Source organism: Shewanella sp. FeAMO (genome assembly GCF_053653955.1).
The window spans coordinates 3,733,151-3,746,859 of sequence record NZ_CM132201.1 but is presented as its reverse complement, the minus strand read 5'-3'; the positions used below and the strand labels follow the sequence as shown (position 1 = coordinate 3,746,859).

At 49.1% G+C, this 13,709-nt stretch carries 13 protein-coding genes and 2 pseudogenes; 7 read left to right on the top strand and 8 right to left on the bottom strand.

What is annotated here, in order from left to right; translation table 11 throughout:
• Positions 1–20: 20 nt before the first annotated feature.
• On the bottom strand, positions 21–992 hold the full coding sequence (locus ACWAU4_RS16895; RefSeq protein ID WP_208125019.1) for an IS110 family RNA-guided transposase: 972 nt from the start codon (positions 990–992) through the stop codon (positions 21–23).
• 343 nt (positions 993–1,335) lie between these two features.
• Here ACWAU4_RS16895 and ACWAU4_RS16890 point away from each other — a divergent pair, with 343 nt between their 5' ends.
• Positions 1,336–2,259 (top strand): hypothetical protein, encoded by a 924-nt coding sequence (locus ACWAU4_RS16890; RefSeq protein WP_140324657.1) that lies wholly within the window; start codon positions 1,336–1,338, stop codon positions 2,257–2,259.
• Between the two features lie 15 nt (positions 2,260–2,274).
• On the opposite strand, the gene ACWAU4_RS16885 is transcribed toward ACWAU4_RS16890, so the two are convergent.
• Positions 2,275–3,246, bottom strand: a complete 972-nt coding sequence (locus ACWAU4_RS16885; RefSeq protein WP_454290335.1) for an IS110 family RNA-guided transposase — start codon at positions 3,244–3,246, stop codon at positions 2,275–2,277.
• Between the two features lie 344 nt (positions 3,247–3,590).
• Here ACWAU4_RS16885 and ACWAU4_RS16880 point away from each other — a divergent pair, with 344 nt between their 5' ends.
• Entirely contained in the window at positions 3,591–4,163 is a 573-nt protein-coding gene (locus ACWAU4_RS16880) for a hypothetical protein (RefSeq protein WP_208125018.1), read from the top strand.
• Positions 4,164–4,210: 47 nt separating this feature from the next.
• Here the strand turns inward: ACWAU4_RS16880 and ACWAU4_RS16875 are convergent.
• Positions 4,211–4,333, bottom strand: a pseudogene (locus ACWAU4_RS16875) (IS110 family transposase); the annotation flags it as partial.
• A gap of 84 nt (positions 4,334–4,417) precedes the next feature.
• Between ACWAU4_RS16875 and ACWAU4_RS16870 the strand changes: the two are divergent.
• The 3 genes and pseudogenes from ACWAU4_RS16870 to ACWAU4_RS16860 form a co-directional block, all read left to right on the top strand.
• A pseudogene (locus ACWAU4_RS16870) lies at positions 4,418–4,558 on the top strand (transposase); the annotation flags it as partial.
• 630 nt (positions 4,559–5,188) lie between these two features.
• Positions 5,189–6,264 (top strand): IS3 family transposase gene (locus ACWAU4_RS16865; RefSeq protein WP_208124939.1). Its coding sequence is split into 2 segments (ribosomal slippage): positions 5,189–5,438 and positions 5,438–6,264, totalling 1,077 coding nucleotides; the frame shifts between segments, so codons are not numbered across the junction.
• A 143-nt stretch (positions 6,265–6,407) separates the two neighbouring features.
• Positions 6,408–6,812, top strand: a complete 405-nt coding sequence (locus ACWAU4_RS16860) for an energy transducer TonB (RefSeq protein WP_052678940.1) — start codon at positions 6,408–6,410, stop codon at positions 6,810–6,812.
• 260 nt (positions 6,813–7,072) lie between these two features.
• Here ACWAU4_RS16860 and ACWAU4_RS16855 read toward each other — a convergent pair whose 3' ends face one another.
• Entirely contained in the window at positions 7,073–7,705 is a 633-nt protein-coding gene (locus ACWAU4_RS16855; protein WP_454290334.1) for a DUF2913 family protein, read from the bottom strand.
• Between the two features lie 295 nt (positions 7,706–8,000).
• On the opposite strand from ACWAU4_RS16855, the gene ACWAU4_RS16850 reads away from it, so the two are divergent.
• Together ACWAU4_RS16850 and ACWAU4_RS16845 are read left to right on the top strand one after the other, a co-directional pair.
• Positions 8,001–8,558: a DJ-1/PfpI family protein gene (locus ACWAU4_RS16850; RefSeq protein WP_028781593.1), complete on the top strand. Its 558-nt coding sequence runs from the start codon at positions 8,001–8,003 to the stop codon at positions 8,556–8,558.
• 76 nt (positions 8,559–8,634) lie between these two features.
• Positions 8,635–8,955 (top strand): ribbon-helix-helix domain-containing protein, encoded by a 321-nt coding sequence (locus tag ACWAU4_RS16845; RefSeq protein WP_054745756.1) that lies wholly within the window; start codon positions 8,635–8,637, stop codon positions 8,953–8,955.
• A gap of 94 nt (positions 8,956–9,049) precedes the next feature.
• On the opposite strand, the gene ACWAU4_RS16840 is transcribed toward ACWAU4_RS16845, so the two are convergent.
• From ACWAU4_RS16840 to mltB, 4 genes are all read right to left on the bottom strand, one after another.
• The gene (locus tag ACWAU4_RS16840) at positions 9,050–10,351 is read right to left on the bottom strand and encodes a DEAD/DEAH box helicase (RefSeq protein WP_208125016.1); all 1,302 of its coding nucleotides are present in this window, start codon (positions 10,349–10,351) and stop codon (positions 9,050–9,052) included.
• Positions 10,352–10,623: 272 nt separating this feature from the next.
• Entirely contained in the window at positions 10,624–11,805 is a 1,182-nt protein-coding gene (locus ACWAU4_RS16835) for a serine hydrolase (protein ID WP_093982408.1), read from the bottom strand.
• Between the two features lie 128 nt (positions 11,806–11,933).
• Positions 11,934–12,725 carry a septal ring lytic transglycosylase RlpA family protein gene (locus tag ACWAU4_RS16830; RefSeq protein WP_454290333.1) on the bottom strand — a complete coding sequence of 264 codons (792 nt, stop codon included), beginning with the start codon at positions 12,723–12,725 and terminating at the stop codon, positions 11,934–11,936.
• The gene (mltB, locus tag ACWAU4_RS16825) at positions 12,712–13,707 is read right to left on the bottom strand and encodes a lytic murein transglycosylase B (RefSeq protein ID WP_454290332.1); all 996 of its coding nucleotides are present in this window, start codon (positions 13,705–13,707) and stop codon (positions 12,712–12,714) included. Before mltB ends, ACWAU4_RS16830 begins: the two co-directional genes overlap by 14 nt.
• Between the last annotated feature and the right edge of the window lie 2 nt (positions 13,708–13,709).

The window sequence follows — 13,709 nt, the reverse complement described above, 5'->3', positions numbered from 1 at the left end:
ATAAGCAAACTAACAAACGACTATGGCGTCAATCCTTTATTTTGGGCGATGTTTTGGTCCCACATGATGCCATCTCGAAGCATAGAGTTTAGGATGACCACCATCTTGCGAACGCAGGCAATAATCGCCACTTTCTTTGGTTTTCCAGCTTCGAGTAATCGAGCGTAAGTGTCCTTGAAAACAGGGTTACATTGCATGGCTGACATCATGGCCATGTACAAAACGGTTCTCACCTGTGCGCGGCCTCCTTGGATGACTCGTTTCCCTTTGTAGCGTCCGCTTTCACGTGTAATAGGGGCGACGCCGATGAGTGAAGCCGCTTGCTTGTTGGTAATGTAGCCTAACTCAGGCACATTGCTGATGATAGACGCAGCGGCGATACTGCCGATACCAGGTACGCTTTGTAAGAGGGTATTTTTAGTTTGGTATTCGGGGCAATCTTCGATGAGTTTGACAAGCTTATTTTCAATCTTTGAGACCTGATTTTTTATCGCAGTCAGGATGGGTGTCATTGTCGAATGTAGGTGCTTAGGCAAAATTTGAATACGATTTTTCTCCATGGTCTGCATCGCGAGCAGCTGATTGCGGCGAATTACTAAGTCACTCATTAAACGTATGTTCTTAGCCTTTATGACCGTCAAATCAGGTTTAATGGCTTCACCATAATGGGCGATAAGCTGTGCATCTAAGCGGTCATTTTTGGCTCTACGACCAATAGCACCGGCAAAGCGTTTGATATGAACAGGATTGGCACGAACAATAGGCAACTTGGCCTCGGTACACGCTAACACGAAGGGCATTTCTAGGCGCCCAGTCGCTTCGATAACGATACGCTGTGGGTTGTGTTTTTTGATAGTAGCTAAGGCTTGTTTGATACCATTTTCGTTGTTTGGCACGGTAAAAAAGACATCGAGTGGACGGATGTAAATGTCGAGCTGTGATTTGCCGGTATCAACACCAATATTAATGTTTTGAAGTGTGTTTGTATTCATAATAAGCTAACTCTTGCTTGCGAAATGCGGGTTCGAGACCCAGTCGACTATTCGAGGTTTATGCTTGGAGTCCTATGAGGCGTTCATGTTTGTTATCGGTCTCTCGACAGAGGAGCCAGCATTCAACCGAACTGCCACATAGAAAGCTTTAGTTGCCGCTAAAGCCTGGGTCTCACTTTACCCTTTTGGCTTGGTTATTATCCATACAAGCAATTTAAGAGGGATTCACAACGCTTGGCACTTTTGCTTCTACTTCAGTTTTAGTGTTTATGGCACAATGCTTTAGGTTTGGGGGTAGGCGTTGTTCACCCCTTAATTGGGCGTTAGCTTTTTTGGAGGTATAGTGAAAGTCTACTCATCTTTTTCAAATGTTATCAACTTCGAACGTTCCAGCGTCGATATATCTTCAATGTATAAACGTTATGCCATCATGTACGATCATGTTGTTTTCAATCGACACGGCTGTCCTATTGGTCGAGGCATATTCGAAAATTTGTCTCAGTACGTAGCTACATTAGCCATTGAACCGGAAAAACGGAGCATTGGTGATTTTCATAAGATAATGGAGCTGGGCAATAATCCTAAGTTTAAAGAGTTGTTTATTGACCTATGGGATCTAGTCGATGATCCCGAAAAGGCAGACAAAGAAGCGAGGCTTTGTTTGAAAGAAAGCCAATTAAATGAAATCCACGACTACGCTTGGAAGCGAAACATAATCGACAAGTCAATGGGCATTGATAATCATCATGCAGAATATAAAGCCGCAGGTATAGTAGCTGGAGATCTGTGTTCAGAACTTTATTACAACTTTTATCTTAAAAGTAAAATTCAGGACTTTAATATCAACTTTTCCCCAGTCGTAGGAGCCTTGGTTGAGCAAGTTCACAATGAAAACAACATTAATGATCTATTTACTTCAGAGCTAGTTATCCCCAATTTTTCTGAATTAAGTTGGGATCAGGTGCTTGAGTTGAGATCTGATAAATATATTAAAGACTTTCGCAAAAAAGTGTTCGAATGTGCTTCAATCGGTGAATGCATTGACACTACTATAGCAAAAGAACTTAGTTCATCACTTTGGGACTTAGCTGACTATTGTAAGCCAAATACCAAAAAATCAATGTTTGAGTTAGTGCTAAGCAATATACCCATGCCAACAGTACTCAATCCATTTAGTTTGTACTTTGGCGCAAGAGATTTAAAGAACGAAAATAAAGCAGCGGCTAACAATTCTTGGGTGTATTTTGTGCAGAACTTCAAGCAATAAAAAGCTAACAAACGACTATGGCGTCAATCCTTTATTTTGGGCGATGTTTTGGTCCCACATGATGCCATCTCGAAGCATAGAGTTTAGGATGACCACCATCTTGCGAACGCAGGCAATAATCGCCACTTTCTTTGGTTTTCCAGCTTCGAGTAATCGAGCGTAAGTGTCCTTGAAAACAGGATTACATTGTATGGCTGACATCATGGCCATGTACAAAACGGTTCTCACCTGTGCGCGGCCTCCTTGGATGACTCGTTTCCCTTTGTAGCGTCCGCTTTCACGTGTAATAGGGGCGACGCCGATGAGTGAAGCCGCTTGCTTGTTGGTAATGTAGCCTAACTCAGGCACATTGCTGATGATAGACGCAGCGGCGATATTGCCGATACCAGGTACACTTTGTAAGAGGGTATTTTTAGTTTGGTATTCGGGGCAATCTTCGATGAGTTTGACAAGCTTATTTTCAATCTTTGAGACCTGATTTTTTATCGCAGTCAGGATGGGTGTTATTGTCGAATGTAGGTGCTTAGGCAAAATTTGAATACGATTTTTCTCCATGGTCTGCATCGCGAGCAACTGATTGCGGCGAATTACTAAGTCACTCATTAAACGTATGTTCTTAGCCTTTATGACCGTCAAATCAGGTTTAATGGCTTCACCATAATGGGCGATAAGCTGTGCATCTAAGCGGTCATTTTTGGCTCTACGACCAATAGCACCGGCAAAGCGTTTGATATGAACAGGATTGGCACGAACAATAGGCAACTTGGCCTCGGTACACGCTAACACGAAGGGCATTTCTAGGCGCCCAGTCGCTTCGATAACGATACGCTGTGGGTTGTGTTTTTTGATAGTAGTTAAGGCTTGTTTGATACCCTTTTCGTTGTTTGGCACGGTAAAAAAGACATCGAGTGGACGGATGTAAATGTCGAGCTGTGATTTGCCGGTATCAACACCAATATTAATGTTTTGAAGTGTGTTTGTATTCATAATAAGCTAACTCTTGCTTGCGAAATGCGGGTTCGAGACCCAGTCGACTATTCGAGGTTTATGCTTGGAGTCCTATGAGGCGTTCATGTTTGTTATCGGTCTCTCGACAGAGGAGCCAGCGTTCAACCGAACTGCCACATAGAAAGCTTTAGTTGCCGCTAAAGCCTGGGTCTCACTTTACCCTTTTGGCTTGGTTATTATCCATACAAAGCGTTTAAGACGGATTCCCAACGCTTGGCATTTTTGGTTTGATTCAGCTTTTGTGTTTACGGCACAATGGTTTAGCTCAGGTGGTAGCGTTGCTCACCACTTAACGCGGCGTTATATATCTTATTGGAGTATCGGTGTTTAAATTTTTAGTTGGTTGCGTTGTTGGTTTCTTTGTTGGCTTTGTATCATTTGTAATGGTTCTGGTTAGCGATGCTAAATTTGACATGTCAGTGGTGACGAATCTTGTCATCGCTGCGGCTACTGTGATGGCAACTATCATCCATTTCAGTTCAATTAGACAACAAAGGAAAGATAGGCTTTGGGATATCAATAAACCAATCTTACTTGGGCTAAGTAAATCTTTATCGGCGGTAATAAAAGCTTCGGAGTTTTACCTTCAAGAAGAATACGCACGTCAATGTATTGATGATGCTCCAAGTCAAAAAGACAAGCCTGACCCTAACGTTTATAAGGATTTTGACCAACAACGAGAATATGCGCTTGAAGTGTACAAAGTTCTTATGGATAAAGAGTTAATTGAAGCATTGGAAGAAGCTAAGCGTCTTAACGACAACATAGATCATGGTGTCTATGAGTATGGAGTGGATCACATATCAGCATACGAAGCATCAATTTCGGTAAATGAAGACTTACAAAAGAAACTGAGTTTCTTTATTACAAAAACGTCGGGAGTTAATGATATATAACAAAGCGACTATGGCGTCAATCCTTTATTTTGGGCGATGTTTTGGTCCTACATGATGCCATCTCGAAGCATAGAGTTTAGGATGACCACCATCTTGCGAACACAGGCAGTAATCGCCACTTTCTTTGGTTTTCTAGCTTCGAGTAATCGAGCGTAAGTGTCCTTGAACAAAGAAAAAAATGGACACCCAGCGTTAATGGCGCGGAAGTTAGCCTCCGACTATGCTTTGTTTAAGCATTTAACAAGGAGGTTATTATGCCGCGCCCTCGCCGAACTCAAATCAGCCTTGAAGATACGCCTTACTACCATTGTTGCAGCCGCGTGGTACGGCGAGCCTTTCTGTGTGGTGATGATGCCTACTCGGGCAAGAATTATGACCACCGCCGTGGTTGGGTGTGACCTTTCCCCGAGATTAGTACCAAGCTGCTGACGCGGTTGAATATCCCTCATGAGAACTGGCTCAAGCTTACCACTGAATTTGGAAAACTATTTCGTGGACCGGTAGGCACCTTGCAAGAGCTCAGCTGTTACTGCGAACACTTGGAGATGCGACGACGGCATTTTGCAACCAGCTGTCAGTACTTTCAAACGGCCTGAACCCTACGCTATTTATCTCAACCACAGTTGTTGAAACCCCCTGAAGCATGGGTTGGGCTAGCACGGCTCAAATCTCGCATTTTTGCGTGAAATCGGTTCGATTTCATCAAACCTCTGCAACTCACGGATATCTTTCGGCCTCAGCGTACTCAAATCCCCTAGCGGTGCTTGAATACAGACAGAAAGATGATTAAGTTATTGTTTTATAATGGGTGGCTTGATTTTTCTTCATTAAACCTCTGCAACTCCCGGATCTCTTTCGACCTCAGTGTGCTCAAATCCCCTAGCGGTGCCTGAACGTAAGAAGATTAGGTTATTGTTTTATAATGGGTGGCTTGATTTTTTGTAAACTCACTGACCTTTCCCCCGAATTTAAGACCATGACATTGATGAGATTTCCAATACACTAGAGCCAATGGAGATCTCAACATGAAGAAACGTTACACCGAAGAACAAATCATCAAGGCCATCAAACAGCATGAGGCAGGAGCAAAAGTCGATGACATTTGCCGTGAAATGGGCATATCCACTGGCACTTTCTATAACTGGCGCAGCAAGTATGCCGGGCTGGAAGTGAACGAAGCGAAGCGGCTGAGGGAGTTGGAAGCGGAGAACAACAAGCTCAAAAAGATGTTGGCCGACAAGATGCTGGAAGTCGAAGCAATGAAGGATGTGCTGTCAAAAAAGTGGTAACGCCAGCGGCCAAAAAGCCTGTTGCTCAACACTTGATTGAGGGATTCAGCCTCAGTGAGCGAGTAGCCTGTAAGCTGGCTGGGCTTAGCCGGACTGCATTTCGCTATCAACCCAGGAAAAAGCCAGACAATGGGCTCAGACAGCGACTGAAGGCGCTGGCGACGCAATATCCTCGCTATGGGTATCTGATGCTACATGGTTTGCTCAGGGGGGAAGGCTGGGTCAAAAACCGCAAACGAACCTATCGGCTCTACACGGAGGAAGGCTTGCAGGTCAGGACGAAGAAGCGCAAGAAGTTAACCCGGCCAAGGCAGCCCATGGAGGTGCCAACAGCCCCCAATCAACGTTGGTCTATGGACTTTGTGTCAGACCAACTCAGCAATGGTCGCCGCTTTCGGGTACTGAATGTCGTGGATGATTATTCGCGGGAAATGGTCGGTCAATTAGTCTCTGTGGCCATTAGTGGTAGGCAGGTCGCCAGATTCTTGGACCAATTGATGGAAGAGCGAGGCAAACCCAAGAAGGTTACTTGCGACAATGGGACAGAATTTACCAGCAAGGCAATGTTCTTCTGGAGTAAGGAAACGGGCGTCACACTGGGCTTTATCCAACCAGGAAAGCCGACGCAAAATGCCTTTGTGGAAAGCCTGAATGGCAAATTCAGGAATGAATGTCTGAATCAGCATTGGTTCAGAACCTTAGACGAAGCCAGATACGAAATCGAGCTATGGCGTGAACACTACAACCATGTTCGCCCTCATAGTTCACTGAACTATATGCCGCCTGTTGCGTATGCCAAGCAAGCAGCATAAGCTGGAAAATCTCATCAAGAGATTGGTACTAATCTCGGGGAAAGATCATCACTGGGACAATTTACAGTTGGCTTGGCGCTTCGCGCAAGTTTAGTTAACAGTCAATTGCCCCTTAGCAAGGCGTTATATTTTAAGGATGATTCGTGCGTAAACTTCTAACTATTTTACTTTGCTCAACTTTAATCAGTTGTGCGTCCACTCAACAAGATCAAATTGCAGATCCGACTGTTTACCAACAAGATCAAATTACAGATCCGACTGTTTACCAACAAGATCAAGTTGACGCTCCGACTCACTGGATGATTCAGATCTTACCTATGTATCCTAAAAAAGCTGCAGAAGAAAAGGTTGAGGGCTGGGTTACAATGTCAGCTGTTATTACCGAAAATGGTAAAGTTACTGAAATACAGGTTTTAGGCTCTCAGCCCAAGGGAGTATTTGAAAAAGAGGCTAAGCGTGCATTTGGCAAGTGGCTTTATAAGCCTGCATTGTTAAATGGTAAAACTGTCAAAGTATATCAAGAAGAAACAGTAGAATTTAAAATATAACAAGTCAATCAACTTCGCGCCTGTGGCGCCGGACGCGCTAACGCGAACTAAAAATAACAAAGACACCCATTATTAGCCGTGTGATAGCCGCTGCGCCAGCGGCCGAAAGTCGCAATCCTTATTCTGTTGGCTAACAATCCCATGATTGAACACAAAGTGGATTCAGCGAACTTGGTCGGGGGACTGATAAACCGGGAAATAGCTCAGGCGGCGAAAGTGTTCGCCAGTGCCATTTCCAAGGTCATTTCCGATGCTGAAAGTTAAGCCTTGAGCAATGCCAATGCGGGCTGTTGGTTATCAGGATAGAGTCGATAAGCCTTATGGTGCTTGATGCAACTGGCTTTTTTATCACCCTTGCTGAATAGAAGCGCATGTTTGACAGCAAACTGGGCAATCAACTGCTCGTCGGCGCGGATGTAAAGGGTGATGGGTTTGATCAATTTGCCATCGAGCAGATGCTGCTGATGCTGCTCGGTGGAGATCACCAAGCTGTTTTGCCCCTGGCTGTCTAATTTGAGTTTACCGCTTACTTCACAGTCGAGGATGACGAGCCAGCCTTCGGCCTGGAGCTCGGCAATCAGGTTCTGGAGCGATTGCCCCACTGCGGCATTATTAATGGCAGGCAGATACTGTGCCTGGATACGTTGAAGCACCTCGGGTAACTTGGCACCGGCCCCCAGGCTTCGACCCTCTCTTATCCAGCGAGTGAGATCTTCTACCAGTAACTTTGAGAAACGTTTCTCTTTTAATGACTGCACCATCCAGTTGCAGAGGAAATGACTTTCCGCTGCCGGAGTCTTGATGTTGCCGGCGGCATGGTTACGTTCCGCCAAAGCAGCGAGGCCGGCCTGGGTTAATGCCAGCAAGGCCTGATTGTAGCTTTGTTCTGTCATTGTTTTTCCGCGTGTAAGAGATATGGATCGCGCGCTGAGTATACCCTATGCTGCAGTTATCAATATCAGGTAGACAAAGAAAAACCACCACAATGGTTATCAGTAAGACAGTTATCCGGTCTGTCTTCGCAGCTATCTTACTGTAAATTTTTCAATCTCAAGGATATCTCTTGTCTGCCGGGCAACTGGGTTGTTTAATGAACAGAGTGAGGTAGTAGCCGGTTGTTACCTCTGCCTCTATGGGCTTGGTTAAGATGAGTCTGATGGTGAGTCGATGGAATAACAGGAGAAGACAATGGCTAACGTATTGATCCTTGCCGGTGATTATGTGGAAGACTATGAAATCATGGTGCCGTTTCAGGCGCTGCAGATGGTGGGCCACAAGGTTACTGCTGTGTGCCCTGAAAAAGAGGCCGGTGATACTGTCAGGACGGCTATTCATGATTTTGAAGGCGATCAAACCTACAGTGAAAAACCTGGGCACAACTTCGTCCTCAACGGTGACTTTGAACAGATAAGTGCCGATGATTTTGATGCGCTGTTGATCCCCGGCGGCCGAGCACCCGAGTATCTGCGTCTCTATGATGAAGTGCTTGAGCTGGTTCGAGCCTTTGCCAAGGCGGATAAGCCGATTGCCGCAGTCTGTCATGGGGCGCAACTGCTGACCGCCGCCGGAGTGGTGCAGGGCAAGAAGGTGTCGGCTTATCCTGCCTGTGCCCCCGAAGTGCGCCAAGCCGGTGGTGAATATGCCGATATCGAGGTGACAGAAGCGATTACTGACGGCAAGTTGGTTACAGCGCCGGCTTGGCCTGCCCATCCTCAGTGGTTGGCGCAGTTCCATGCCTTGCTCTGAATTCCACTGCCCAGGGCCTTGTCCGCTCTGACGGAAAAGGTCATCTAAACGGGTCTTTCACTTGGCCGGAGATGCTATGTGTGAAATCTATTCCGGGGCGGCTCCCGCCTTGTTTGAGTTGAAAACCCGCTCGGTGCGTTTGGGTGGCGTCGTCACCAGTATTCGCCTGGAAGCGATTTTTTGGCAGTTGCTGGAGGATATCGCTGCCGAGGCGGGGTTGAGTCTCGGTGAGTGCCTCAGCCGTATACACCAAGAGGCCTGCTGCAAGGAAGGGCGAGTCAGCAATTTTGCATCCTTGCTGCGGGTGGCTTGCACCACCTATCTCAATCGCGGTGAGCGCTTGTCCCTTAGGGGAGCAAGCTTTGCCGCCGAGAATGCAAGTGTTTCCAGCCAGTGATAAATCCAGCTAAAACTCAACTAGCCAAAAGCCGCGCAGTGCGCGGCTTTTTAATGATTCAACATCGGAGCAAAAGCCCGTCAAGCGGGGCGGCTCATTTGAGCTTCTTGGGCTTGATGCCGCTGGAGCCGACTTTAACCTTAACTCTGCGGCCGGACATGCTCTTTTCCGCCGCGACCTGCTCCGATGCGCTGCTGGCGCCCGGCTTTTTCTTGGCGAAGCTGCGGCGCTTTTGCAGTTGCTTGAGCAGGATATCGCGATTACTCACTTCATAGCCTGGCATCATGATGCGCTTGAGTTTTTGGCCGATCAGTTTTTCGATGTCGGCCAGAGTGCGCTCTTCTTCGCGGCTGACAAAAGAGATGGCGACCCCCGTCTTGCCGGCGCGGCCGGTGCGACCAATACGGTGCACATAGTCCTCAGCCAGGAAGGGCAGATCGTAATTGACCACATACTCGAGATCCGGAATATCCAGGCCGCGGGCGGCCACTTCGGTGGATACCAACACTCGTACCTTGCCTTCCTTGAATTCTCTGAGCGCCCGGCGACGGCTGCCCTGGGCTTTTTCACTGTGCACCACGGCACTGGCGATACCGTCGAGATTCAGTTCCTTGACCAGATGATCCGCATCTTCACGGGTGGCGGTAAACACCAGCACCTGCTGCCAGTTCTTGCGCCCGATAAGCTCAGACAGGAGTTCACGCTTGCGGCGCTGCTCTACCGGGTAGACCACCTGGCTGACGGTCACCGCTGTGGTGTTTTGGCGGTCGGCCGTGATGACCTTGGGCTTGTTCATTATCTCATCGGCCAGGCGCCTTACCGCGCCAGAGAAGGTGGCCGAGAACATCAGATTTTGCCGTTGCTTGGCGGCGCTCTGAAGTATTTTGTTGATATCGTTGATAAAGCCCATATCCAGCATACGGTCGGCTTCATCCAGCACCAGCACTTCCAGCGAGCCCAGACTCAAGTTACCGGCCAGCAGTTGTTCCAGTAAACGCCCCGGAGTGGCCACCACTATGTCGGCGCCTTGCTTGAGCTTGTTGACCTGAGATGCCGACTTGACGCCGCCAAACAGAGTGGCCACCGACAGTTGCAGGTATTTGCCGTATTGGCGGGCATTGTCGGCAACCTGGGACACCAACTCACGGGTCGGTGCCAGGATCAGGGCCCGGATATTGCCGGGTTTGAGTTCGAGCGGGGTATCCTGCAGGCGCTGCAAAATAGGCAGCACAAAGGCGGCTGTCTTGCCTGTGCCCGTCTGGGCGCTGGCCAGCACGTCCTGACCGCGGCGAACCGCAGGGATGGCCTGTCTCTGAATCGGTGTCATGCTCTCATAACCGCACTCATTGAGCGCGCGGAGTATTTCGGGGGCAAAACTGTAAGATTCAAACTTCATCTCGATATTCCTGTATTCAACAGCTTGGCGTGTGTCTTAGCTATTTCGGGTGTCGGCGGCCCAAATGCCGGAAGCTCAGGCCTGAGTAAACGCCAAGTGCCGGGATAACCCGGGCGGGCGCGGAGTATAGCAAAAAAATCCACCAAGGCCTGCTCATTTCTGCTTTATTCTTGCGCTGCAAGGATAAATGCCCTGAGGCGCTGCGGATATCACTGTCTCTTGCAGATACAAGAATGCCGCCCGCAGGCGGCATTCTCTCACGATTTATTGGCTTAGCTGAACCAGCCGGCAAACATCTGCTTGAAGTAGTCCATCAGCTTGCTGAACCAGCTGCCTTCGTTGACTTCTTCCAATGTCACCAGTGGGAACTGGGCAATGTCTTTGCCATCGAGCTGGAAGTATACCCGGCCGACGACTTCACCCTTGGCCAGCGGTGCGGTCAGCTCTTTGGTCAGTTCGAAGTTGGCCTGCAGGTTTTTAGCCTGACCCCGGTTGATAGTGACAGGAGTGTCAGTGGTTACACCCAAGTCCACTGTGTCACGGTCGCCGTACCAGATCTTCTGGGTGACAAAGCTGTCACCGGCCTTGTAAGGGGTGATGGTTTCAAAGAAACGGAAGCCATAGTTGAGCAGTTTCTTGCTCTCGGCCTTACGGGCGGCTTCACTCTTGGTGCCCATGACCACGGCAATCAGGCGCATGCCATCTTTGGTGGCTGAGGATACCAGGTTATAGCCGGCACCCGAGGTGTGGCCTGTCTTGATGCCGTCGACATTGAGGCTGTTATCCCACAAGAGGCCGTTACGGTTGTACTGCTTGATACCGTTGTAGGTAAAAGATTTTTCCTTGTAGATATCGTACTCGTTGGGTACATCACGGATGAGGGCCGCGCCCAGCAGCGCCATATCATAGGCGGTAGATTTGTGGTTGTCTGAATCCAGGCCGTGGGAGTTTTCAAAGTAGCTGTCACGCATGCCCAGCTGTTTGGCCCAGGAGTTCATCAGATCGACGAAGGCGCCTTCGGTTCCGGCAATGTGCTCGGCCATGGCAACACAGGCATCGTTACCGGATTGGATAATGATACCCCGGTTCAGATCCGAGACTTTAACCGTCTTGCCGACTTCGATAAACATCTTGGAGGAGTCGGGGAAGTTCTTCGACCAGGCGTTCTTGCTGATGGTCACATCGTCATCGGGAGAGACATTACCCGCCTTGATCTCCTGACCTATGACATAGCTGGTCATCATCTTGGTCAGGCTGGCAGGGTTGAGGCTTTCGTAGGCGTTATTTTCCGCCAGTAAGCGCCCTGAGTTGTAATCCATCAAGACATAGGCCTTGGCGGCAACATCCGGTGCATCTGGGACGACTATCGGGGCATTGTTGGCCTGTGCGGCGGAAACTGAGGCACAGGCCAACAACAGAAAGGCTTTCGCGGGACTTTTTACAAAATTCATCATTACCTGAATACGTCTTCTGGTTGGAGTCGGAAAATATGCTGAAATTCGCAGCGAGTATAACATTAGTCGACCGGAGATTTCAGTTAAGGTTCCTTAATTAGTTAAAAATATGGTGGAATTTTGAACGCTTATGATTTTGGTTCAGTCACCATATAGCTGCTCGGGAAGCCTTCCTGCTTCAGCTTTTCCAGCAATTTGGCGGCAATACCTTCATGGCTGACCGGGCCGAGTTGCAGCCTGTATACCGGCTTGGCATCGGTAATTCGGCTCTTGACCTGATACTTGTTTTCAAGCTCTGAAGCCAACTCAAGCAGACGTTCGCGCGAGCCGGATGCCATCACCTGCACATAGTGCAAATTGTCGCTGCGAAGCTCGGCCATGGTCTGGCTCTCTTCACTGTCCTCAAACAGGACTTCCAGCCTCACCCTGGCGGTGCCTGTCTTCAGCATGTCCAGCCGGTAAGCCGCGGCGTAGGACAGATCTATCACTCTGTCGGGGTGAAAGGGGCCACGGTCATTGACCCTGACAACCACGCTCTTGTTGTTGGCCAGGTTGGTGACCCTGACATAGCTGGGCAGTGGCAATGTCTTGTGCGCCGCCGACATGGAGTACATGTCATAGGTTTCACCGTTGGAGGTCAGATGGCCGTGAAACTTGGCACCATACCAGGATGCCAGCCCTTCGGCCTTGTAACCTCTGCCGGATGGCATCACCTGGTAGGATTTGCCTCTGACCTGGTAATCCTTGTTGCCCTGTTTGCTGTAGGGCTCGAACCTGGGGTGGGCATCTTCCACCTTGGAGACATCCGGGGCATCGGCCGGAGGCCTGTCATCTTTCATGGTGTAACGGCCCGAGTTGCCGGCACAGGCGGCCAGCAAAATCGAAGCGGTCAGTGGCAGCAATAGTTTAAGTCTTGTCATGGTGGGCTTTAAGTTGTTCACTGAATTGATAAACCGCCATGGCATACAGCGGGCTGCGATTGTAACGGGTGATCACATAGAAGTTGTTCAGCCCCAGCCAATAGTCTTTGGCATCGGCCTGTTCCAACTCGATAAGCAGTGCTTTTTGGCTGGCATCCAGATCCCGGTTTTCCTTCAGTGCCACCTCGGGAGAGAGGATATAGGCCACTTGGTAATTGAGCTTTTCTCCCTTCCAGACCTTGGCCTTGGGCGTAGCTGTGGTGCTCAGTTCCAGTGCCACCGGCTCACCGGCTTTCCAGCCGTGACGGTGAAAATAGTTGGCTACTGAGCCTATGGCATCGTCGACACTGCCCAGCAGATCCCGCTTGCCGTCACCGTCAAAGTCGACCGCGTAGGCCAGATAGCTTGAAGGAATAAACTGGCCATAGCCCATGGCGCCGGCGTAGGAGCCCAGGAGGGTTTCCTTATCGAGTTGCTCCTCTTTAAGCAGCGTCATCAGCTTGGCAAATTCGCCGCGAAAGAAAGTCGCCCGTGGCGGGTAGTAGAATCCCAGGGTATAGAGGGCATCGATCACCGGGTACTTGCCCATGTAACCGCCGTAGAAGGTTTCAATACCGATAATGGCCACTATGATTTGCGGATCCACGCCATAGGTCTTGGCGGCGCGCGCTATGGTCTGTTCGTGCTGCTGCCAGAAACTCAGCCCGGCTTCGAGGCGCTTCTCGGTCAGAAAAATGGGGTAGTACTGATGCCAGGGTTTGGCCTCCCAAGGACTGGAGATGGCATCCAATACCGCCTGGTTTTTCTGGGCCGAGGCGAGGAAGCTTTCGACTTCTTCTTGACTAAATCCCTGGCTCCGTTGCTGTTTGATAAAATCCTGCTTGAGCTGCTCGGGAGAGGGCACCTCGGCGGTGGCACAGGCGCTGAGGTTGAGACTCAGCAGCAGGCCCAGAGGTGCGAGCAGCTTTTTGAATGTCGGCATGT